This is a genomic window from Azospirillaceae bacterium (genome assembly GCA_028283825.1).
GTDB lineage: Bacteria > Pseudomonadota > Alphaproteobacteria > Azospirillales > Azospirillaceae > Nitrospirillum.
This window is the reverse complement of record JAPWJW010000001.1, coordinates 1-23,023: the sequence shown is the minus strand read 5'-3', so window position 1 is coordinate 23,023 and position 23,023 is coordinate 1. Positions and strand designations below refer to the sequence as shown.

The following is a 23,023-nucleotide window of genomic DNA, read 5'->3' as shown; positions in this document are numbered from 1 at the left end:
TGAATTCCAGCAGGATGATATCGGTATTTCACATTTTGGCAAAAGGATCCTGGTAATGTTTTTTGTATTTTATTCGGATATATCGGAGGTAATTTTTCCCAGATATTTGCTGGCTGGAGTCTTAATTTTCTGCTCTGGTGCTATTACGGCATCTGCTGCTGAAATAACTCCAAGTTTCCAATGTGAGAAAGCTACAACAGAAGTTGAGAAATTAATTTGTCGCGATCAAGATTTGGAGTGGGCCGATTCTACGATGGCAGAAGCTTATAAGACTCGCTTGCGATCACTCTCGGCTGATTCTGGAAGAGTACTTATCCAAGATCAGAGGGAGTGGTTAAAGAGAAGAGCGAATATATGTAATGACATTGGGAAATCAAAAGAGCAGATATACTGCTTGCTGGATTTATATCAGAGAAGAAATAGGGTTCTTCTGTCGGAATTTTGGGGCAGAGAAGATATGTCCCTGTCTGATATCAAAAACAAGCTAAAGGAAGATGATGATATCTTGGTTCCATCGTATTGTCCGGTAAGTCGAGACAGGGGAATTGATTATTATAAGAATATGGCTGGACTTCAAAAAAATTGGAATAATTCCATATTCTTTCAGATTCCTATGGGGCTGAGAGTGGAGGAAGTAAAGATGAATTATCGACCGATCGACACAATGCCGGAGCGCTTAGTCCCATCGTTCGATGTTGTGAAGTACAACCAAATAAACCCACATCATGGGTTGGGTGACTATAAAATGAAAATATATTGTCGCGTTCAAGATGCTGATGGAGTTTGGTGGTTGGTCAGGAAAAGTCCTGTGTCCGGTGCTATTACCTATCTTGAGTCAACGGGTATGGTTCCTGTTGTTGATGAAAATTAAGTATTTGTGAGGTTAAATTAAATGGATGCTCAGATTCAAAACTATATCTTGAATTTTCTCCATAACATGGAAGTGGGGAATACAAGCCCATATAGTGCTGTTTTTGCGGGAGGAAATTCTGGATTATCGTTTGGATCATTGCAGAATGATGTTGCCAATAATTCGAAAGCTAAGGCGGCTTTCCAAAATATCTTAAGCAGTACGGCCTCAACGACTGGGCTTACGAGTGATGAGATTTCATGGATCGTAAAGAACGCATCAATAAAAGGTGTCACTCAAGATACATTTGTAAACTCTACTTATGGCAATCTTATTCCTCAAATTAACCAAGCGCTTCAGGCCGGCAGTGCTTTAGTCGATGCACGAGACCAGATTGCAGGTCAGGAAGTATTTGCAATGGTTGATGGGGCGATAGCAGCTGCTACTGCGAGTCCTAATGGCCCAGGTGAATTAAGTCTTACTTCTCCAAATCTCGAATTCATTGGTGAGTTGGCTGAGTGGGGAAATAGAACTGGAGGGCTTTCGGCAACGGATGCGTGGCTGAGAACTGCGTCAACTGTCTCTCAGTCAAATTTTGAGAACAACTATCTTTCTACTCAGAAGCAATTTACGACAGGTACTGAAAGTTTCTCCAGATGGCAGCAGCGTTTGGCTGATGCTGATGCTTATGCTCGAGCCCAGGCTGCAACACCTATTGCCTCTAGCACGGTGGCTGACGCTCTTCAGAGCGGGCAGAGTGTTACAGGGAATCTGAACGGTAAAACCGTATCGACCGCGACAGATTCTTCTGGGACTACTTCCCTAGAAGTGGATGATGGTATCCAGACTATCACCATTACTGCTACTAAGATGAGTACTTGGGAAAAGATTGTCTATGATGTTGAGCATGGCGCAGATGCTGCCGTAAGTTGGATTGAGGATACTGCTTCGTCGGTTGGTGATGCGATTGGTGGCTTTTTATCAGATATTGGCGACGTTTTAATTCCGTCTGCGAGCGCAGGGGAAGTTGGACAATCAAGTAGTGCGACCGTTACCGTGGTCAGTGACAGTGCTACGGGTGTCGTTAGCAGCAGCGCTACGGTGAGTACAGCGTCTTCTGGGGGCGGAGACGGGGCAATCACCACTATTTCCGCAGTTTTAGGCGGTGCAGACGGCAACGCGGGGGCGACAGCGGTTCAGGCGGTGTCAGGGCCATTGGGTGGCTCCATTGTTCAGTTAGATGCGCAAACTGGCGCTCAATTAAGTAAAGAAGAAATAAATATCGACGGCTCTAGAGCGCTGGAGGTGGATAATACTGATGGCCTTAAGAGCATAACATATGGGTATGATCAGGATGGTAATTTAGATTCCCTTAAAGTTTCTGTGGCTAACGGCCAAAGCGGAGATGCTAGTGCAGATTTAATATCATCCATCAGTGCCGATGTCGGGAAATATTCCTCCTCTGGTCTGCTGAATAACACTAACGCGCCATTGGTGGACGCCGCCAAGCTGCTGAATTCCGCGCTGGGCACGGCCGCCGCCGGGAGCGATTCCCCGTTCGCGACGGTATCTGATCAGGCCGGCTTCGGCTGGCTGGACCAGGCCGTGGCGGATGCCATCAGCGGAAGCGGGGCGCTGGATTTCAATATCGCCAGTGAGATCGGGGATATCGCCGGGGTCGCTGATTCCCCCTACGCCGCCGACGTCGACGGGGGCGGGCTCGTCAATCTCAGCAATGACCTCGGCGATGATTTTTCTTCGGAAATCGGAAGTGGCACGTCGGTTTCATCCGATGGTGATACCTCTCCTTCCAGCTTTTTCTCATATGTGGGGTGGGCGGATTACACGACAATTCAGTACGATGGTTCCGATACTTCCACCCTTACCGGAAATATGTTCACCGACGAGAATTTTGAACTCGTCAATGACATATCATCATTGGTGATGATTCCCACCACGTCGTGGGCGCCAGGCAATTACTATGAACCCGGGCTGTCTTCCGGTGGTTCAATCGATTCATGGTGGGGCGGCGGCGAAATATCCGTCCACCCGTTGATGACCGATTTGCCGGTCTGGTTTGATGGGGAAAAATACCAGACGTATAATGGCGACGACGTCCAGGACTATGTCCGGCAGGTTGGTGTCGCGGCCACCAGCGCGCTAAACGCGGTCCTGCAGGATGCCGGCGGAACGGTCAGCAATGTCCTGTCCTTCGATTTGGTGGGGGGGCAGTATCAGGACGCCCAAACCACCGCAACCTCCAGCGACGTCACGGCGGCGACCAGTTACGCCGTCATGCACCAGCTGAGCGTCATCCAGTTCAGCGGCGCTGACGTCTACGTCCTTCGCGCCATCGATGCCACGTTGCGGTCGTCGGATGCGCCTTCGATCACGACGCTGACCAGCAACATCGCCATCGCGCATGATTACGAGACCTATATCGCCAATCAGCAGGTGATCAACGCGCTGATCGCCGCCAATCCGGACTCCACCTATGCCGCTGGCTGGGTGTCCGAACTGTCCATGGCGGCGGCGCTCGGCTTCGGCACCAGCGTTCAGGGCGGCACCTGGAACGACACGCTGCAGGTGTCCAGCACCACGCCCATCCTGATCGGTGGCGGCGGCGACGATGTCTACAAGGTCAAGGCCGCCGATGGCCAGGTGACCATCGACAACGGCATCTCCACCGACAACGAGGCGCGAGGCGAGTTGGACCTCGCCGCCGGCATGACGGCCACCTTCACCCGGCAGGGTGAGGATCTGGTGGTCGGCACCGGTGTGGCCGGCACCTCGGTCGCGGTTTCGGGCTGGTTCGCGGACAGCTTCGCCCGTCTGAACGACGTGGTGACCCAGACCAGCACGGGGCTTCAGGCCATTTCCGGGTCGCTGATGACCTATCAGGCTGATCCCACCGCCAACCAGTCCATGTCCGGCGTGGGCGTGGCCGGCAACACCTTCGTGATCCCCAGCACCACCAGCCTGTCTGGCGGCGTGGGCAACGACGTGCTGGACGGCAGCAGCGGCGGTGACACGCTGATCGGTGGCGGCGGCTCCGACAAGATGATCGGCAACGGCGGTTCCGACGTCTATCAGTTGAACGCGCAGGGCGCCCTGATCGTGGTGAACGGCGTCGCGGGCGGGGCGCAGGCGGGTGAGTTGGACATCAACGATGGCGCCGCCATCCACCAGTTGAGCTATGCCCACAACGGCAACGATTTGGTGATCAACAGCACCGATGGCACTACCCAGGTGACGGTGCAGGGCTGGTTCGCCAGCGACGCCGCCAAGCTGTCCACCATTAAATTGGGCAGCGGCGCCACGGCGCTGACCGCCGTGTTCAGCGTGGTCGATCAGAACAGCGACCAGGTGTCCTACCGCGACATCAACAATCAGCTGGTGGAATCCTTCTTCTACGATGCCGCCGGCGCGATGACGGTGGACTATCAGTTCCATACGGACGGCAGCAAAGATGTCCTGATCTACAATGCCACGGGTTTCGCCGTGGTCGACCAGACTTGGAATACGGCGGACCAACTGACCGGACAGACCGGCACGCGGGCGGACGGATCGAAGGACGTGACCACGTTCGATGTCGCCAACCAGCAGCCATGGTCGACCCTGAGCACCAGCTATGATGCCGGCGGCAATGAACTTCGCCAGACGGTGGTGGCGGATAATGGGCAGGTCACCATCGACCTGCTGGCGGACAACCTGACCTCCAACGACGCTGCCACGACATACACGGTCGACGGCAATCATGACACCGTGGGTGTGTCGGACACGGCCGTCACCATCACCAGGGCGAACGTGAGCGAAGCCTTGTCCGGCGACCGGGACACCATAACGGCGGCGCAATCCGGCGTGGCCTTGACGGTGAGCGGCGCGGGCGTGGTCGTCAACGAAAGCAACGGCTCCATCGCTGTGACCGGCGGTAGCGTCACCGTCAACGGCAGCAACGACACCATCAGCGCCTTGGTCGCCGGACTTGCCTTCACGGTCAATGGGCAGAACGACGTCATATCAATGGCCGGTGGCACGGCCATCACGCTCAACGGTGGGGCAACCGGCCTTGCCATCCTGGGGGCGACGGGGTCGACGGAAACCCTGGCCGGCAGCGGCAGCGCCATCAGCCTGGCCACGACGGGCGCCACCTTGTACATCACGGCTAGCGGCGACACCCTGACGGGCGTGAACGGCGGCGCTGTCACCCTGATCGGCGGCGGCAACACCCTGAACGCCGTCAATGCGTCCGTGACCGTGGCCACGGCCGCCGGGGCGACGGAAACCCTGGCCGGCAGCGGCAGCGCCATCAGCCTAGCCACGGCGGGCGCCACCTTGTACATCACGGCTAGCGGCGACACCCTGACGGGCGTGAACGGCGGCGCCGTCACCCTGATCGGCGGCGGTAACACGCTGAACGCCGTCAACGCGTCCGTGACCGTGGCCACGGCCGCCGGGGCGGTGGAGACCATCACCGGCAGCGGCAGCAGGGTGGTGGTGCAGTCTGTGGCGGACACCCTCTACCTGAACGCCAGCAACGACGTGGTGACGGCTGGCACCGCCGGCGATCCCATCCTGTCCAATGGCGCGGACAATACCCTGATTGCCGGGGGCTCCGGCGCCCTTCTGGAAAGCGTGGGCGGCAACGCCACGCTGGTCGGCAACGGCCAGGGCAACACACTGCGGGCGGCGGGCGGTGCCGCCGTGGCGGAATATGACGCCGACGGCACGGTTTTCGACCTGGTGGCAGGCACCGTTCAACTGGCGGGTGCTGGTACGGTCGATCATCTGGTAGGCATCACCACGCTGGCGTCGTGGGGGGCGAACGACACGGTCACGATGGCCGGCGGAAGCGATCAACTAGTGCTCGGCGACAACGCCGATGTCACCGGTGATGCGGGTGACAGCGAGGTGACCCTGGAGGGCGCGCTGTTCGGCGGCTCGGCGACCATCGAGGGTAGCGGCGGCATCTACGACGTGTACATTTGGGGGGAAGTCCTTACCGTCGGCGGGACCAGCCACACGATCAATATCGTCAACGGCTCCGGCACGCTTGATGTGACAGGCGGCGGGTCAACGATCAACACCTACGCCAGCTCCGTTAATTTGAACAGCGGTGCCGCGGCCACCGTGAACGGCGTGGACAATTCGATCACGATGACCGACGCCGCCTTGACGGTCGTTGGGCCCACCGGCCAGTTGGAGACCGTGACCGGCGGTGGCACGGTCACGGTGGGGGACGTGGCCGATACCTTGACGCTTGAGGGCAGTTCGGACGTGGTTGTCATGGCCGATGGCCTGCTGACCCTGCTTTCGGGCGACCAGGCCAACGCCATCACCCTGTCCGGCGGCACGGTGATGGCGGACGACGATGTCGGCAATGTCGCGGCCAACACGTTGACCGGTAGCAACGATACGATCATTGCTGGCGGCAGTGCCGGCTTCATCATCGTTGGCAACGCCAACACCGTGACCTTGGGCAACGGATCCAAGGCGACACTCACCGGGACGGGGGACACGGCCACGCTGATCAGTGGCAGCCTGCTGCTCAATGGTGGCACCGGCCAGGGGGCAACCATCGGCGGCGGCGGCGATGTCATCACCGTGGTGCCCACCGCCACCACCCTGACCCTGTCGGGTGCCGCCAACACCCTGTCCATGGGGGGAGGCAAGGTCACCCTTGCCGGCACGGGCGACACCCTGATCGGCAGCGGCAATGCCGTCAGCCTGTCGGCCACCGGCCTGCGCCTGACCCTGGCGGGGGCGGCCAGCCAGGTGGAAAGCATCACCGGCACCGGCGACACCATTGCCGTGGCCTCCACCACCGATACGCTGACCCTAGCAGGCAGCAACGACACCCTCACCATGCCCAGCGGTGCCGTGACGCTACTGTCGGGCGACCAAGGCGACGCCATCACCCTGTCTGGCGGCACGCTGACCGCCCAGGCCAATGTGGGCAACACCTCCGCCTACGCCCTCTACGGTGACCATGACACCCTGACGGCCGGTGCCGCCAACACCATGAACGTCGGTGGCAGCAACGACACCCTGACGGTGGCCGGCGGCCTTGTCGGCCTGTACACGGGCAGCCAGGGCGACACCATCATCATGTCGGGCGGCACCATCGCCACCCAGAACGGCGTGGGCAACACCACCGCGATCGCCATCAACGGCAACAACGACACCATCAACCTGGCCGACAATTCCGTCGTCTTGCTGACCGGCACGGGTGAGACCGTGACGGCCAACAACAGCACCATCACCATCAACGCCAACTCCAGCGCCGTCATCACCGGCGCCGGCGACACCGTGCTGATGAACGGCATCAACGCCACCGCCACGGTCTCCAGCGCCGCCGTCTCGCTGACGGCGTCCGGCGTGGGCATGACGCTGGGCGGCAGCAACGACACCATCACCGGCACGGGCACGCTGATCTCCACGGGCCTGCTGGCGGCCACCCTGGCCGGCAGCGCCGACACCCTGACCCTGCGCTCCAACAGCACCGACGGTGTGACGGTGACGGCCGGCACGGGCCATGTCATCAACGCGGTGGGTGACACCCTGGCGGTCGCCGGCCCGGCGCGGGCCTCCATCGTGGGGGCGGGCGACGTGCTGACCATGACCGGCGGCGCCGTCGTCACCATCAACGGCGCCAACGACGTGGTGACCACCACGTCCTCCACCCTCACGGTGATCGGCGGCGTGGCTGAGACCATTGGCGGCAGCGCCAGTACCATCATCGCGCAGTCGGCCGGCGATACCATCAGCCTCAGCGGCGCCAACCAGTCGCTGACCATGAGCACCGGGACGCTGGACCTGACGGGCGGCAATGTCACGCTGGCCGGCACCACCAACCAGGTGGTGATGGCGGCGGGCACCTCGGCCACCCTGGTCGGCACGGGTGACGCGGTCTCGGCCACCAGTGCCAGCATCACCGTGGCCGGCGCCGGCACGCTGACGGCGTCCGTCACCGGCGATCATGACAGCGTCACCGTCACCTCGGCCGCCGACACGGTGACCGTCAGCGGTGCCAGCCAGTCGGTCAACATCGGCAGCGGCACGCTGGTGCTGGCGGGCGGCACCGCCACCGTCAACGGCGCCGCCACGTCCGTCACCTTGGCGCCCGGCAGCGCCGAGGTCGCGACCGTCAACGGCAACGCCGACATCATCACCGGCGCCGGCGGCACCACGGTGACCGCCACCGGCACCGGCGACCTGCTGACCCTGGCCAGCGGCAGCACCGCCACCCTGACCGGCGGCGGCGACACCGCCACGGTCAACGGCGCCACGGTGGTCATCGCCGGTGCCCTGGGCCTGACGGAGAGCATTGGCGGCGGCGGCGGCATCATTTCCATCGCCACCACCGGCACGCCGACGGCGCGCGACACCCTGACCCTCAGCGGGGCGGGACAGCAGGTCACGGCCAGCGGCCATGTCCTGACCGTCGCCGCCTCCGGTGGCCTCACCCTGACCGGCACGGGGGACCAGGTGGCCTTGGGCGCCGGCGCCGGCGCCGTGCTGAACGGCACCGGCCATGTCGTCACGCTGGCGACCGGCGCCTCGGCCCAGTTGAACGGCAGCAACGACACCGTCACGGCCGCCACCGGCGCCTCCATCCTGATTTCGACCACCGGTCTGAATGAGACCATCGCCGGCAGCGGCGGCCACGGCATTGTCAGCACGAGCGGCGATACCATCACCATCAGCGGTGCCAACCAGACGCTGACCATGAACGGCGGGCAGGTGGAGGTCACCGGTGGGCTCACCACCCTGGACGGCAGCGGCAACACCGTGACGGTGGACGCCGGCGCCACCCTGGCCATGACCATGAGCGGCAACGCTATCACGGCCAGCAACGCCGGCCTGATCATGGTGGGTGCGGGGCCGCAGACGCTCAGCGTCGGCGGCAGCGGCAACACCACCAGCATCGTCAACACCGGCTCCACCGTCACCCTGAATGGCGCCGGGCAGATCTTTTATGGGACCAGCGACCGGGTCACCGTCGCCTCGGGCGACGCGACGGTGTATGGCACCACCCATGCCATCACGGTCGCCAGTGGCGCCAGCGCCACGCTGGCCGGCTCGGGCGACGTGGTCACGGCTTCGGGTGCGACCCTGGGTATCGCCGGCGCCGGCACCTTGGTCAGCACCGTCAACGGCGGCAACGACACCATCATGGTGACGTCGGCGTCCGACACGCTCAGCCTCAGCGGCACCGGCCATTCGGTGGCCATGACCAGCGGCACCCTGGCCCTGCAGGCCAATGCCTCGGCCACGGTCAGCGGCGGCACCACGACCATCACCCAGGCGGCGGGCGCCGTCGCCATCCTGACCGGCAACAACGACACGGTCGCCAGCAGCAACGTCACCGCCACCCTGGCCGGGGCCGGCGGCCTGACGGCCACCATCGCCGGCAGCAACGACGTCATCACCGTCGTGCCGACGACGGGCGACGTGCTGATCCTGACCGGCAGCAACGAGGCGGTGACCGCCACCGGCACCACCATCAAGACGGCGGTGTCGACGGGCACGCTGACCCTGACCGGCCGCACCGACGTGGTGAACACCACCGCCGGCGGTGCCGTGGTCCTCACGGCCGGCAGCTCGGCCAGCCTGACCGGCGCCAACGTCACCAGTGTCGCCACCGCCAACGGTGCCACCCTGGTCTCCAGCCGGACGAATGAGACGCTGGCGGCGGGCACGGGCGCCTCGACGCTGGAGATCACGGGCGCCGGCTACGGCCGCATCCTGGGCAACGCCAACGGCAGCACGCTGGAGGCCGTGGGGGCCGCCGGCCCCGTGGTGCTGGCCTACAGCCTGGCCAACGTGGCGGTCAACCTGGCGACCAACACCGCCAAGGTCAACGGCAGCAGCACGGCCGACACGCTGATCGGCCTGAGCGTGGTGTCGGTATCGGGTAGCGGCGACACGGTGACGGCCGGCAGCGGCGTGGCGACGCTGATCGCCAGCGGCACGGGCGACACGCTGATCGCGGGTACGGGCGCTGCCACCCTGCAAAGCACGGGCGGGACGACTACCATGGTGGCCACGGGGCAGGGCAGCACCCTGCAGGCCGCGGGTGGTGCTGTGGTGGCCTCCTACGCCGGTGACACCATGGTCATCAGCCTGGGGGCCGGCAGCGGCACGGCCAAGGTCTCGGGCTCCAGCGCGGCCGATGTGCTGACGGGCATCACCACCCTCAGCCTGGGTGGGCACAACGACACCATCACCGCGACCGGGGCGACGATCTCGCTGACCGCATCGGCTCCGACCGCGACCATTGGTGGCAGCGGCAACATCGTCGCTGTCGTCTCGGGCCAGGGGCTGATCACCGTCACCGGGCAGAGCGAACACGTGGCCTTCGCCGTAGGCGGCAGCATGGTCGTGGCATCCCAGGCCACTGCCACGGTGACGGGTGTCGGTGGCGGCGGAACCATCACGGCCAATGGTGGCACGGTGGTGTCCAGCCGCAACGTGGAGACCCTGGTCGCGGGCAGCGGCGCCTCCACGCTGGAGATTACGGGCGGTGCCAGTGGCACCATCCTGGGCAATGTCAATGGCAGTACGCTGGAGGCGGTGAACGCCGGGATGGTCGTGGCGGCCTACAGCCAGGACAGCCTGGTCGCCAACCTGGCCACCAACAAGGTCCAGATCGGCAATACCGGTGCCAGCGACACGCTGGTCGGCATCACCGTCCTGTCGAGTTCGGGCAACAATGGCACGCTTACGGGCGGTGCCGGTGTCAGCACGCTGATCGCCTTGGGGGCCGGCAATACACTGATCGCGGGTTCCGGCACCACCTCCTTGGTATCCAGCGGATTGGGCAACACGCTCAGCGCCGGAGCCAGCGGTGCCACGGCCTTCGCGGTTTATAACTCGGACAACGAGTATGTGGACCTCTCCCTGAACCCGGAGCTCGCGACGCTGACCGCGGCTGACGGGCAGACCATCCTGGGTGTTGATACTTTGCTGGGTATCAACAACGTGCTGGTGACAGGCGACAACGATGTCATCGTCGCCAACCTGGGCCTGGATACGCTTGAGGCTTCCGGCCATAACGACACGCTGATGTCCAGCCATGGTGTGGGCGCCACCACGCTGGTGGCCAATGGCGGTTCCAACACGCTGGTGACGGATGGCGGCATCGGGGTCTTCGCCGGCTACCAGTCCGACGGCATGGTCATCAACTTGGCCACCGGCACCTCCACATTCACGGAAACCGGCGAGGTAGGCGCTCTGTCAGGGATTCAGTCCGCCGTGGTCAAGGGCGCCAACGACGTGATCATCGGTCCTGATACTCTGATCACCATCGACGGTCACGTCCAGTCCGCTATCCTGAAGAGCGACGGCGTCAACGACACCCTGGTGGCGGGGGCGGCTGTCGCCACCCTGGTGGTCGAGGAAGGCAACGCTACGCTGGTGGGCCGCGCCAATGGCAGCACGCTGGAAGCGAGCGGCGGGTTGGGGCTGGCCAGCTATTCCGCCAGTAACCTGGCGGTCAACCTGGCCACCGGTACCGTCAAGAGCCTGATTGTCGGCCTCGGTGGCGTCAGCGCGTCCGACACGCTGATCGGCATTACCGCAGCCACCGTCTCGGGTAGTGGCGATGTCGTCACCGCCGCACCCGTATCGACCACCCAGACCGCGCTACCGGCGACGACCACCCTGATCACCACCGGTTCCCGGAATACCCTGGTGGGCAGCACGGGTGCCATCACCCTCGCGTCCAACGGCCAGGGCAACACCCTGCAGGCGGGTACGGGTAGCGTGACTGCCGCCTATACCGCCGCCAACCTGGTGGCTAACCTGTCCACTACCACCCTCGGCTCGGCATTGATCGCCGGCGGCACCCTGGCCGACGTGCTGACGGGCATCAGCACGCTGCTGGCCAGCGGCGACGCCAACACCCTGACCGGTGGGGCCGCCAGCGTCTTCACGGTGACGGGCACCAACGACCTGATCACGGTCACGGGATCGCACGTTACCCTCAATGGCGCCGCCGGCGAGGTGGCGACCATCACCGGCAGCGGCGGCATTATCAAGACGATTGCGATCGGTGACACCCTGGTATTAAGCGGTACCGGCCAGACCCTGACCGGGGTCGGCGACCATGTAACGCTGGCCTCAGGCAGTGCCGTGGTGAACGGTAGCTGGAACAGCGTGGTCATGACGGCCGGCGAGGCCGTTACGATAACCGGCGGCGATGACGGGGTCATCACCACGGGCGGCAACGTATCCGTGGTCGGAACGGGGTTGCTTACGAGCCTGGGTGGCAGCGGTGCCGTTGTCACCGTCGCCGCGAACAACAGCTTGACGGTCAGCGCCACCGGCGACGTGATCACCGGCAACACCGACACCGTCACCCTGAAGGCCGGCGCCAACATCACGCTGAACGGCACGGGCGATACCGTCAGCATCGCCAGCGGTGCCGTCGCCACCCTGATGGGGTCCGGCGACAGCGTTTCGGTCGTCAGCGGCGCCACCCTCACCATCGCCGGTGCCGCCGGCCTGGTCGAGACCGTCACGGGGGGCGGTGCCGCCGTCACCATGGCGACGGCGGGCGACAGCCTGGTGCTGACCGGTGCCAATTACAGCGTCACCGGCAACCAGGATTCCCTGACCTTGGGGACGGCCGGGACGATGAGCCTCATCGGCGCCGGCAACACCATCACCGCAGCCAGCGGCGACAGCCTGACCGTGGGCGGCAATACCAAGACGGGCACGACGAATGCCGTGACTTTGTCCAATGGCACGCTGACGGAAAGCGCCAACGCCGTCGTGGACCTGACCGGCTCCGGCAACCAAGTGACCATAGGCTCCAGCGACGTTGCCGGCATTTACGGTGCCAACAACATCGTGACGGTCACCGGCAGCAGCGATTCCTTGTGGATGAGCGGCACCGGCAACGTGGCCACGGCCACGGCCGCCGTGTTCAATCTGTATGCCGGCACCGGCCTCACCATCAACGGTGACCGCAACAGCGTGAGCGGCAGCCAGGGGAGCACGGTCGTCACCCTGACCGGCAACAACGACATCTCCACCCTGGCGGCGGGCACGCTGGTCCTGGCGGGGACCCTCGGCGACATCGACTATGTCGAAACCCTGGGCGGCAGCAACGATACGATCAACGCGACCCTGTCCGGCACCACCATCAGCCTGAGCGGGACCGGTCAAGTGCTGACCGGCAGCGGTGAGACGGTCCTGGCGGCGGCCGGCACCACGGCCACCATCAATGGCGGCCAGAACACCGTCAGCCTGTCCAGCGGCGACAGCGTCACGGTGAACAACGACAGCAACGCCGTCACGCTGGCGACCAGCGGGGTCGCCACGATCACCGGCACCAAGGACACGGTCGCCGGCAGCGGCGGCACGGTGCTGGTGACCGGCACCTCGGCCTTGGTCAACCTGACCGCCAGCGGCGCCGCGGCCAGCCTGACGGTGGCGGGCGAAACCGCCATCATCAGCGGCACGACGAACACGGTCACCGGCACCAGGGACATCATCACCCTGGGCGGCAGCGGCACCACGGTGCTGGGCACGGGCAACACGGTCAACGTCCAGGCCGGCGCCACAGGCACCATCGGCGGCAGCGGCCAGACCGTCTCGCTGGCTGCCAAGGCGGGCCTGGTATCCATTACCGGCACCAGCATTGGCGTGACGGCGGCCAGCGACACCCTGGCCATCTCCGGCACCAATGTGACTGTCACGGGCGGTGGCGACACCATCTCGATGACTGGTGCCGCCACTGCGACGGTGGAGTGGGACACCAACACCTTAACGCTGACGGACAGTGCCAATGTCCTTGTCACCGGCAGGAGCGACAATCTCACCCTGATCGGCAGTTCGTCGGCCAGCGTCAACCCCCGTGCCACCTTGTGGGGTTCGACCGAGACGGCCACGCTTACCTATGCTTCATTGTACATTGATGGCTCCAGCCTGGTGGAGACCATCCAGGGCCAACACGGCAATGTCACCGTGTCGTCGGCCAGCATGGCGGACACCCTGACTGTCAGCGGCACCAGCCAGGCTGTAACCATCAGCAGCGGCACCGTTTCGGTGCTGGGCAGTGGCAGCGGCGTGTCCATCAGCGGCGCCACCGACAAGGTGACCTTGGCCGGCGGTTCCGCCACCACCCTGCTGGGCGGTGGCGACACGGTGACGGCGAACTATAACCGCCGCTTCGGGTACCATTCCCTTGGTCGGTGCCACCTTGCTGATCGGTACCACGGGCCTGAGCGAGACGGTGTCGGGTTCCTACGCTACCATCACGCTGGCAAGCGACACATTGACCCTCAGCGGCGGTCCGAACGTCGTCAACGCCACCACCAGTACCCTCACCCTGACGGCCTCCAGCACCACCACCCTGAACGGCACGGGCAATACCGTTTCGCTGGGCGCCAGTGGCATGGTGACGGTGACCGGCACGGGCAACACCGTGATGTCTGGGGCCGCGACGGCAGCGAACGCCGTCACGGTTGCCGTGTCCGGCACCTCCCTGACTGAGAGCATTAGCGGCAATTACGCCTTAGTCACCGTGACAGGGGCCGCAGACGTGCTGAACGTCGATGGCACTGGCCACAGCATCACCATCGCCAGCGGGACAGGCCATATCATAAACGCAAACAGCAATACCGTTTCCCTTAACAGCGGAACCCAGGCGGTGTTGGGCGGCAATGGCAATTCCTTGAACTTGAATGGCGCCACGGCCACGATATCAGGCTCCGGCAACGTGGTGAACGCGGCTAACTCCAGCCTGACATGGACGTCGGGGGCCCCCTTGCTCTCCCCGACCATGACATTGACCGGCAACGGCGACGCCATCTCGATGACTCAGTCGTATGCCATATTGTCTCTGAACGGGGCCGGTGACACGGTATCGGCGGTGGCCAACGACACCATCACTTTGGGTAGCAACGGCACCAATGGCGTACTGAACAATGTGTATGCGTCCAGCACCACGGTGTCAGTACTCGACAATGCCCATGTGGCGGTGACAGGGGATAGCAACCACATCTATGCGGGCAATGCTGATACTGTTGCCATTTACGGTAACGGCAACACGACGACTGTCACAGGGACGGGCAGTGGTGTCGCTATCTACGGCAATAATGACATCGCGACCATTACGGGAACGGGCGGTAACGTGTTGTTGTCCGGTACAGGTAGTACCATCAATGTCAGTGGCGAACAGGTCATAGTGGCCGGCGGCACCACCGGGACCATCAACGGCGACAATGACATTGTGACTCTGAGCGCAGCCGCGGGATCGACCTTGGCAATTAATGGTATGAACGAGACGGTTTCTCTTGGGGCTTGGGGAGGATATTTTGCTTTCAACACTACAAATGTCCCTGATCAAAGTGAATTGGACTTGCCTGTCGCCTCGGACCATTTGTGGTTACAGCGGTCTGGCGACGATCTCATTTTGGAAAATCTAGGAACTACGCAGGCTGTCACAATCAAGGATTGGTTTGACAATGCTATTTATGCGGTGGCCATTAAGGGGAGCGATGGAAAAGAAATCCTGAATTATGATAATTTTGGAGAATTGATCCAGGCCATGGCCAGCTTTACCAGCACTCACAGTGGGTTCAACCCGCAAACGACAACGCACACGAGCACTGCGGAAACCAGTTATTACGGTACTTTGGCATCAAGCTGGCACTAAAGAGTCTAATCCGTGCTGACGAGTGCGGGATAGATTATTATTCTGGAGTGGAGATTTATTGGCGTGAGCATCAATATTGAGGCGCCTGCCGCATCGGCCCAGGAGGCCCTGCGTCAGGCGACCACCTTGCACGATGCGGGCAAGTATGCGGAAGCCGAGGTGTTGCTGCGCGATGGGATCGCCCGTTTTGGCCATGACGGCGATTTGCTGAACGCGCGCGGCGTCATGTTCGCCCAGATGGGACGGCACCTGGATGCCCTGTGGTGCTACCGCGACGCGGTGGCGGCCAATCCGCGTGGGTCGGGTATCTGGACCAACCTGGGCAACGCGCTGACCAAGCTGAAGTACCTGAAAAGTGCCGTCAACGCCCACCGCCGGGCCATCGAACTGGCGCCCAGGGATGTGCTGCTGCACCACAACCTGGGCACCTCGCTGGCGGAGGCCGGCGATCATGGGGAGGCGGTGCTGTCCTTCAGCCGCGCCTTGGAATTGAATCCGGACTTCCACAAGGCCCGGTGGGACCGGGGACGCAGCTACCTCTACTTCGGCAATTATCTGCCGGCGTGGGAGATTACGAGGTCCGGCTGATCAGCGGCCAGGTGCCGGTGCGCGAGGGCCTGAAAAGCACCAAGTGGGATGGTCGTCCCTATGGCGGTAAGAAGCTTCTGCTGCTGGCGGAGCAAGGGTTCGGCGACACGCTGTGGGTGGCGCGCTACCTGTCGCGGGTGAAGGCGCTGGGTGGCGAGCTGATCGTCGAATGCCAGAAGGAGATCATTCCCCTGCTGGCGGAAATGGGCATCGCCGACCAGTTGGTCCCTTGGGGCGCGCCGTTGCCCGAGGCCGACTATCATGCCCACCTGTGCAGCCTGCCTGGCCTGTTCACGGCGGACTTCGCCCGCATCCCGACCCAACCTTACCTGAAGGCGCCGGCCGACCGGCGGGCCAAGTTCGCGCAATTGGTGGGGCCCCGCGACGGCCGCCTGCGGGTGGGTGTCGTCTGGTCCGGCAGCACCACCTTCAAGCGCAACGAGGAACGGGCCCAGCCGCTGCTGCGTTTCTTCCAGGCCTTCGCGCTGCCCGGCGTCCAACTCTACAGCCTGCAGAAGGGGCCGCCGGAGAAGTCGCTGCATGACTTGCCCAAGGGGGGGCCCATCATCGACCTGGCTCCGCATCTCGGTGATTTCGCCGACACCGCGGCGGCGATCGAGCAGATGGACCTGATCATCATGACCGACAGCTCCGTGGCGCACCTGTCGGGCGCCATGGGCAAGGAGGTCTGGGTGCTGCTGGGCCATGTTGCCCATTGGCTGTGGCTGCTGGACCGCACGGACTGCCCCTGGTACCCGTCCATGCGCTTGTTCCGCCCACGCGCGGAAGGCGATTGGGACAACGTCTTCGACAGTGCCTCACTGGAACTGACACTGCGCACTCGCATCATGCATTTGTGATCAAAGCAGGTCGCATGAAGGTATCGTGCCCCAGAGCATAGCGTAACAGACGCACGGTTGGAGCATCGCCGATGGCGCCGACGCTCCAACCATCATGCTATCCGGCATGACCATGCCCTACCCAAGGGCGCCGAAAATCGCAATGGCTACGCATCTGTCAACCACTCCCAAGACATGATCTGGCGGGCTCTGTTGCGTTCCATATGGTGAAGGAAGCGCATTCAGGCTACCTGGGACGCAGCATCCACAGCATCAAGGTTGTTAATCGGCATGCAGTTTGGACGCCGATCGGCGCGACATCCGTTTGATTCTACTGAAATCGATGGGGTCTTTGATCATGCTGATTTACAATAATGCGGTCGGTGCATTGATTTTGACCAGTTACCACTGGTTGTATTTTTCCGGTTTTGCGAAGAACGTAGCCATTGGCCGTTTTCCTGAAACTTTATCCTTCCGCCCCCCGTAACAGGGAAATTGCGGCTGCGGAAATCGGCAATGGAACGGCGGTTCGCATGCAATTTTAACGAGTAATTCTTTTTCTTCGCATGAGATGTAAATGCCCGCGAATGCGCGTTCGCGGGCGGATGTCCGTATGGCCCAAGAGCCTATCCTGCTCTCAGGGAAACCCCGGGGCGACCTTACAGCTGAGAATATTGCCGATATCTCCGAGTCGCGTTTAGCAGGTCCGTCAGGACGCTCTGCGCTCGCTCTGGCACGCATAAGAAGTCTGCGCCCGCCCCCCCAGATGGCCTTCCGTGCGGGACAAATGCGGGACACCACGCCACGTCTTGAACCGACATTCGCTGCCGTAGAACGACAACAAAATCCAGGAAATCCGCCGTTTCTTCGATCGCTATCAGGCATGATTCCGCCCTTTCACGGCGGCGACACGGGTTCGAATCCCGTAGGGGACGCCATATATCGGCCTAAGTGGCTGATCTGGCTCAAGAAATACGCCTCGATCCAGGATCCGCGTGACATACGTCTGTGACACACGCGGGGACGCCATCTTGGCCGCCATTCCATACATCATCCAACGTCGCCAGCGACTCTATCTGCGTGTCCGCCAACCCGCCGACGTCGCCGCCCTGACGGGCCGCTCCCACTACGTCCGCTCCTTGCGTACCGCCGACCCTCGCCAAGCCCGGGCTACCGCAGCTAAGCTGCTGGTCGGGGCACATTACCTTTGGGGCGAGGTCAGGCGGGCTATGGTTGCAGCGCTGCTGGGGAAACCGGTCGAAGACCTGACGGTCGGCGACCTCCAGGCCATGGACACGGAAAAATGCGAAGGCCTGTTCAACCAGATTGAGGCAATGCCCGAAGCCGAGCGGCAGCGCGCCTATGCCCACTGCAAAGGCCTCTATGCGCAATGGGGACTGGCGCTGAAGCAGGGCGAGTTGGAGGTGGGCCGGACAGAGCTTGGAGCCGAACAACTCAACCACGCCAGGCGCCGCCTTCAGGACGCCGTCGATGGCCTGGAACACGGTCAGGCCGCACAGGACATGCTTGAACGCGTCGGTGACCTCATTGGGCGGATAAACAACAAGGCTCAGGTGGTTGAGGCCGAAAAGAACTTGGTGCAGGGGATCAGGGCCGAGATCATCACCTTAGCGACCGCCGCGGCCGGCCAAGCCCAACTCGCGGTACCGTTTCCAACCCCAGCGTCACCCCAGGAACCCTGGGATGCCCACATGGATGCCTTCTACCGCGACAAGCCTGATCTTGCCGCCGGGACCATGGCCAGCCATCAGCAGGCGTTCCGTGAGTTCGGCGAGTTGTTTCCTGGCAAGACGCTGGGCGATGTCACCAAGGGTGACGTCAAGGCGTTCTGCGACCACCTGCGCGACCGCCCCATAAACCGGGCGGGCCGGAATGCCATGTCCCGAGACACCATCGTCAAGCTGGTCGGCCACCTCAGGGGATATTTTGCCTGGACGGTCTCTGCCGGGTACCTGACCGCCAATCCAGCGGAGGGCGTCCAACCCCGCGCCGAGACCAGGGACGAACGCATGAGCCGCGACAAGCGGCGGGCGTTTACCCCGGCGGAGTTGACCAAGCTGTTCGACAGCCCGCTGTTCACCGGCTACTACCACCCGAAGAAGCGCTCCCAGCCCGGCCGCCTGGGATACAGGGACGAGCCGTTCTGGTTCTTCGCCATCGCGCTGCTCACCGGTGCCCGAACTGAGGAAATCGCCGACCTGCCGGCGGAGTTCGTCGATGTCGGCGGCATCCCATGCTTCGACTTCCGGCACGCCAGCAAGACGGCTGCCGGGCCGCGCCTGGTGCCCGTCTTGCCCGACCTATGGCGGATGGGCTTGCGTCAATGGGCGGAAAGCCAACAGCGCCGAGGCCTGGGGATGGTCAAGGGGCCGGAAGGCTCCGATGATTGGAGCAAATGGTCCAACCGCTACCTGGCCAACGTGGAGCTCAAGGCCCCTGGACTGGTGACATACTCGTTGCGGCATACATTCCGGCAAGCGCTTCGCGGCGCCGATCTGCACGAGGAAATCGTCAACAAGGTGTTCGGCCACGAGGGCAAAACCGTCGGCGCGGGCTACGGCCGCGACCTGGCCCCGTCCGAGGCCAAGCTGGTGATCGAGCGGGTCAAGGCGCCGGTGGCGCTGGATCACTTGTTCATTATGGGGCTTGGCTAACTTGGCCGGGATGGGGCTGGGCGTCTACCGGCTGAGGGGCGATGGGGCGCGGCCCGGCAAGGTCGAAAAGCTTGCCCGTGGACCATGCCAGTGTCGTGCGGCGAAGCTGCTGGGGGAGACTTGGCACGCAATGACATCGCACACATTCCTCATGGCGCTTTGGTAACGAGGGAAAAATCAACTGGCGCGAGGTTTTCGTTGGTCCTCCGTAAGCGCTGTTTTGCCCCCACGTCGTCCGGCATCCCACGATGTGCGACGATCGGGCCTGTTGAAGGAGGCCCGGTTGGATCGTTTGCCCATTAATTTGCCAATCAATGAGCCCACGTCGCTTTTGGCGGAGGTGCTGGACGGACCTGAGCGTCGGCGCCGGTGGAGTGCTGAAGAGAAGGCGCGGATCGTGGCGGAGAGTAGGGAGCCGGACGCGGTGGCGAGCGCCGTGGCGCGGCGTCACGGGATGCATCGGAACCAGTTGTATGCGTGGCGCCGGGAACTTCGCGGCGAGGAGAAGGCGGTCGGCATCACGTTCGCACCCGTGCTCGCGGAAGGGATGGCGGCGGCGACAGGTCCGGGTATCGAGATCGCCTATGCGGGCGCCGTGATCCGAGTAGGCGATGATACCGATCCGGCCCTGCTGGCGCGGGTGCTGCGCACGCTGAAGCGGCTGGGATGATCATCCCCCCGTCCGGCATCCGGGTTCTGGTGGCGACGCGGCCGGTGGACTTCCGCCGCGGTGCTGACGGCCTGGCAGCGCTGGTGCAGGAGGTGCTGGCGCAGGACCCGTTCTCGGGGACGGTCTTCGTGTTTCGCTCCAAGCGCACGGATAGACTGAAGCTCCTGGTCTGGGATGGCACCGGGTTGGTGTTGGTGTGGAAGCGCCTGGAGGCCGGCGCCTTCCGCTGGCCGCCGATCACCGACGGGGTTATGCGGCTGTCGGGCGCACAGATGGAGGCGCTGTTGGCCGGGCTGGACTGGAGCCGGTTGCACGTCCCGCGGCAGGGACGTCCGAAAGCCGCGCAATAGCGCCGGGGCCGCAGGGGGCTATGGCCCAAGTGGCTGATTCCGTGCTATAAATGCCGCTACCATGCGGATTGATCCCGACACCCTTCCGGCCGACGTCGAGGCCTTGCGCGCCCAGGTTCTGGCGCTGGCGGAGACGTTGGAGGCCGAGCGGACGGAGCGCCGACGGGTCGAGGATCTGAACGACCGGTTGCGCCACCTCATCCGCCAACTGCAGCGCATGCAGTTCGGCCCGCGGTCGGAGCGGCTCGATGCCGACCAGCTCAACCTGGCGCTGGAGGGCGTTGAGCAGGCGCAGGCTGAGACCGAGGCGGTGGCGGAGAAGGATGATCCCGCGCTGAAGCGGCGGCGAACCGGCGAGCGCCGCAAGGCACGGGGATCGCTGCCGCCGCACCTGCCACGCGTCGAGGTGGTGGTGGCGCCGGAGAACACGGCCTGTCCCTGCTGCCGGGGCGCCATGCATGTGATCGGCGAGGACCGGTCGGAGCGGTTGGACGTGGTGCCAGCCCGCTACCAGGTGATCGTGACCCGCCGTCCCCGCTATGGCTGCCGCGCCTGTTCGGGCGCGGTGGTCCAAGCCCCGGCACCGGCCCGCCTGATCGAAGGAGGCTTGCCGACCGAGCGGCTGGTGGCGAATGTGCTGGTCACCAAATACGCCGATCACGTTCCCCTCTACCGGCAGGCCCAGGGCTTCGCCCGGCAGGGGATAAAGATCGACCGCTCGACCTTGGCCTTCTGGGTGGGCTATGCCGCCGCTGAATTGACGCCGGTCTGGCGGGCGATGCGTGCCAACCTGTTGAACTCCGCCAAGCTGTTCGTCGATGAGACCAGGGCGCCGGTGCTCGACCCGGGCCGGGGCAGGACCAAGAGCGGCTACTTCTGGGCTGCTGGCGCGGGATGACCGGCCTTGGCGGGGAAGTGATCCGCCGGCGGTGGTCTATCACTACGCGCCTGGCCGGGGTGCCAAGCATGCCGCCGCCGTGCTCGACGGGTTCGCCGGCGTCATCCAGACCGACGGCTATACCGTCTACAAGACGGTAGCGGGCCGCACCGGCATCGGGCTCGCGCATTGCTGGGCGCATCTGCGGCGGGAGTTCGTCGACATCACCAAGACGGGACCGGCACCCATCGCCGAGGAGGCGTTGCGACGGATCGCCCGGCTCTACGCCATTGAGGCGGAGATACGGGGCCGCACGGCGGCGGAACGGCGATCCGTCCGGCAGGCACGGAGCCAGCCGCTGGTCGAAGAGTTCAAGCAATGGCTGGAGCGGCAACTGGGACGCGTCTCCGCCAAATCGACCACGGCTGAGGCCATCCGCTACGCGCTCAACCAGTGGACCGGCCTCGTCCGCTTCCTTGACGACGGGCGGATAGAGATCGATTCCAACACGGTGGAACGGAGCATCCGGCCCTTGGTCCTCAATCGCAAGAACGCGCTCTTCGCCGGTCATGACCGGGGGGCGGAGAACTGGGCGGTGATCGCCTCGCTCATCGAGACCTGCAAGCTGCAGGGCGTGAACCCGGAGGCCTACCTGGCCGACGTGCTGGCCCGGCTGGTCGACGGCTGGCCCAACGCGCGGCTGGCAGAGCTCACGCCGTGGGCCTGGGCCAAGGCGCAGGCCACCGTGACGGGGCCCATCGCGACGAGGTGTGCTGCATGACCATCACCTCCTCATCCACCGCCTGGCTGGGCCTCCTCACCTCGCCGGCGGCGCCGGGGAACGCGCTGTCGCCGCTGGCGCTGGAAGGCTATCTGACCGGCGTCGTGGTGGCGCCCGACCTGATCCCGCCCAGCCGCTGGATCGCCGCTCTCTGGGGCGACGAGGAACCGGTCTTCGACAACGACGCCGACCTCAATGCGGTGCTCGGCACGCTGATGACCCGTTACAACAGCCTCCTGAGCGAGATCGACGCCGGCCTTGAACGGCTGGAAACGGAGCGGGTCTGCGACTACCGCCCGGCCTTCCTGGACGCTGGAGAAAAGCCCACCCACCAGGCTGTCCGGGAATGGGTCTCCGGCTTCTGGCGGGCCATGGCTCTGGCGCCCGAGGGCTGGACCGCCTTTGCCGGAGATGAACGGCTGGAGGCGGTCATCACCCCCTTCGCCGGCTTCATCGACCTCGACGACGGCGCCTTCGTCCCCGCCGAGGACATCGACGAACGCCTCAATGAGGCCGCCGGACAAATCCCCCGCGCCATCCTCGTCCTGCACAAGATCGCCAAGATCAGAGCGGCACGCGGCCCCCGGAAGGCGGAGCCGATCCGCCAGGCCAAGGTCGGCCGCAACGACCCGTGCCCCTGCGGATCAGGCAAGAAATACAAGCGCTGCTGCGGCGCCAACTGAACCGTCAACCGCTATGCCGGTGGGGCGTACGCACCGCTTACG

At 63.5% G+C, this 23,023-nt stretch carries 9 protein-coding genes, 1 tRNA gene and 1 pseudogene; all 11 read left to right on the top strand.

The annotated features are described in order from the left end of the window. Positions 1 to 55: 55 nt before the first annotated feature. The 11 genes and pseudogenes from PW843_00055 (at position 56) to PW843_00005 (ending at position 22,981) form a co-directional block, all read left to right on the top strand. On the top strand, positions 56 to 871 hold the full coding sequence (locus PW843_00055) for a lysozyme inhibitor LprI family protein (protein MDE1145002.1): 816 nt from the start codon (positions 56 to 58) through the stop codon (positions 869 to 871). Between the two features lie 2,034 nt (positions 872 to 2,905). Then, the gene (locus tag PW843_00050) at positions 2,906 to 14,353 is read left to right on the top strand and encodes a hypothetical protein (GenBank protein ID MDE1145001.1); all 11,448 of its coding nucleotides are present in this window, start codon (positions 2,906 to 2,908) and stop codon (positions 14,351 to 14,353) included. After that, a complete protein-coding gene (locus PW843_00045; protein MDE1145000.1) occupies positions 14,256 to 15,518 on the top strand; it encodes a hypothetical protein in 1,263 nt (420 codons plus the stop codon). Before PW843_00050 ends, PW843_00045 begins: the two co-directional genes overlap by 98 nt. A 63-nt stretch (positions 15,519 to 15,581) precedes the next feature. Continuing rightward, positions 15,582 to 16,106, top strand: a complete 525-nt coding sequence (locus PW843_00040) for a tetratricopeptide repeat protein (protein MDE1144999.1) — start codon at positions 15,582 to 15,584, stop codon at positions 16,104 to 16,106. Further along, positions 16,082 to 16,966 (top strand): hypothetical protein, encoded by an 885-nt coding sequence (locus PW843_00035; protein ID MDE1144998.1) that lies wholly within the window; start codon positions 16,082 to 16,084, stop codon positions 16,964 to 16,966. Before PW843_00040 ends, PW843_00035 begins: the two co-directional genes overlap by 25 nt. Positions 16,967 to 17,814: 848 nt before the next feature. After that, positions 17,815 to 17,883 (top strand) — tRNA-Glu (locus PW843_00030). A 291-nt stretch (positions 17,884 to 18,174) separates the two neighbouring features. After that, positions 18,175 to 19,620: a hypothetical protein gene (locus PW843_00025; protein MDE1144997.1), complete on the top strand. Its 1,446-nt coding sequence runs from the start codon at positions 18,175 to 18,177 to the stop codon at positions 19,618 to 19,620. A gap of 331 nt (positions 19,621 to 19,951) precedes the next feature. After that, positions 19,952 to 20,290 carry a transposase gene (locus PW843_00020; protein MDE1144996.1) on the top strand — a complete coding sequence of 113 codons (339 nt, stop codon included), beginning with the start codon at positions 19,952 to 19,954 and terminating at the stop codon, positions 20,288 to 20,290. Then, positions 20,287 to 20,640 (top strand): IS66 family insertion sequence element accessory protein TnpB, encoded by a 354-nt coding sequence (gene tnpB / locus PW843_00015; protein MDE1144995.1) that lies wholly within the window; start codon positions 20,287 to 20,289, stop codon positions 20,638 to 20,640. The genes PW843_00020 and tnpB overlap by 4 nt, the downstream gene beginning before the upstream one ends. Before the next feature lie 61 nt (positions 20,641 to 20,701). Then, a pseudogene (locus PW843_00010) lies at positions 20,702 to 22,298 on the top strand (IS66 family transposase). After that, entirely contained in the window at positions 22,295 to 22,981 is a 687-nt protein-coding gene (locus PW843_00005) for a YecA family protein (GenBank protein MDE1144994.1), read from the top strand. The pseudogene PW843_00010 and the gene PW843_00005 overlap by 4 nt, the downstream one beginning before the upstream one ends. Positions 22,982 to 23,023 lie beyond the last annotated feature (42 nt).

Excerpts from the sequence above, each read along its gene's own strand:
- PW843_00055 (MDE1145002.1), top strand. The coding sequence starts at position 56 with ATGTTTTTTGTATTTTATTCGGATATATCGGAGGTAATTTTTCCCAGA.
- PW843_00050 (MDE1145001.1), top strand. The coding sequence starts at position 2,906 with ATGACCGATTTGCCGGTCTGGTTTGATGGGGAAAAATACCAGACGTAT.
- PW843_00045 (MDE1145000.1), top strand. The coding sequence starts at position 14,256 with ATGGTGACGGTGACCGGCACGGGCAACACCGTGATGTCTGGGGCCGCG.
- PW843_00025 (MDE1144997.1), top strand. The coding sequence starts at position 18,175 with ATGGTTGCAGCGCTGCTGGGGAAACCGGTCGAAGACCTGACGGTCGGC.
- tnpB (MDE1144995.1), top strand. The coding sequence starts at position 20,287 with ATGATCATCCCCCCGTCCGGCATCCGGGTTCTGGTGGCGACGCGGCCG.
- PW843_00005 (MDE1144994.1), top strand. The coding sequence starts at position 22,295 with ATGACCATCACCTCCTCATCCACCGCCTGGCTGGGCCTCCTCACCTCG.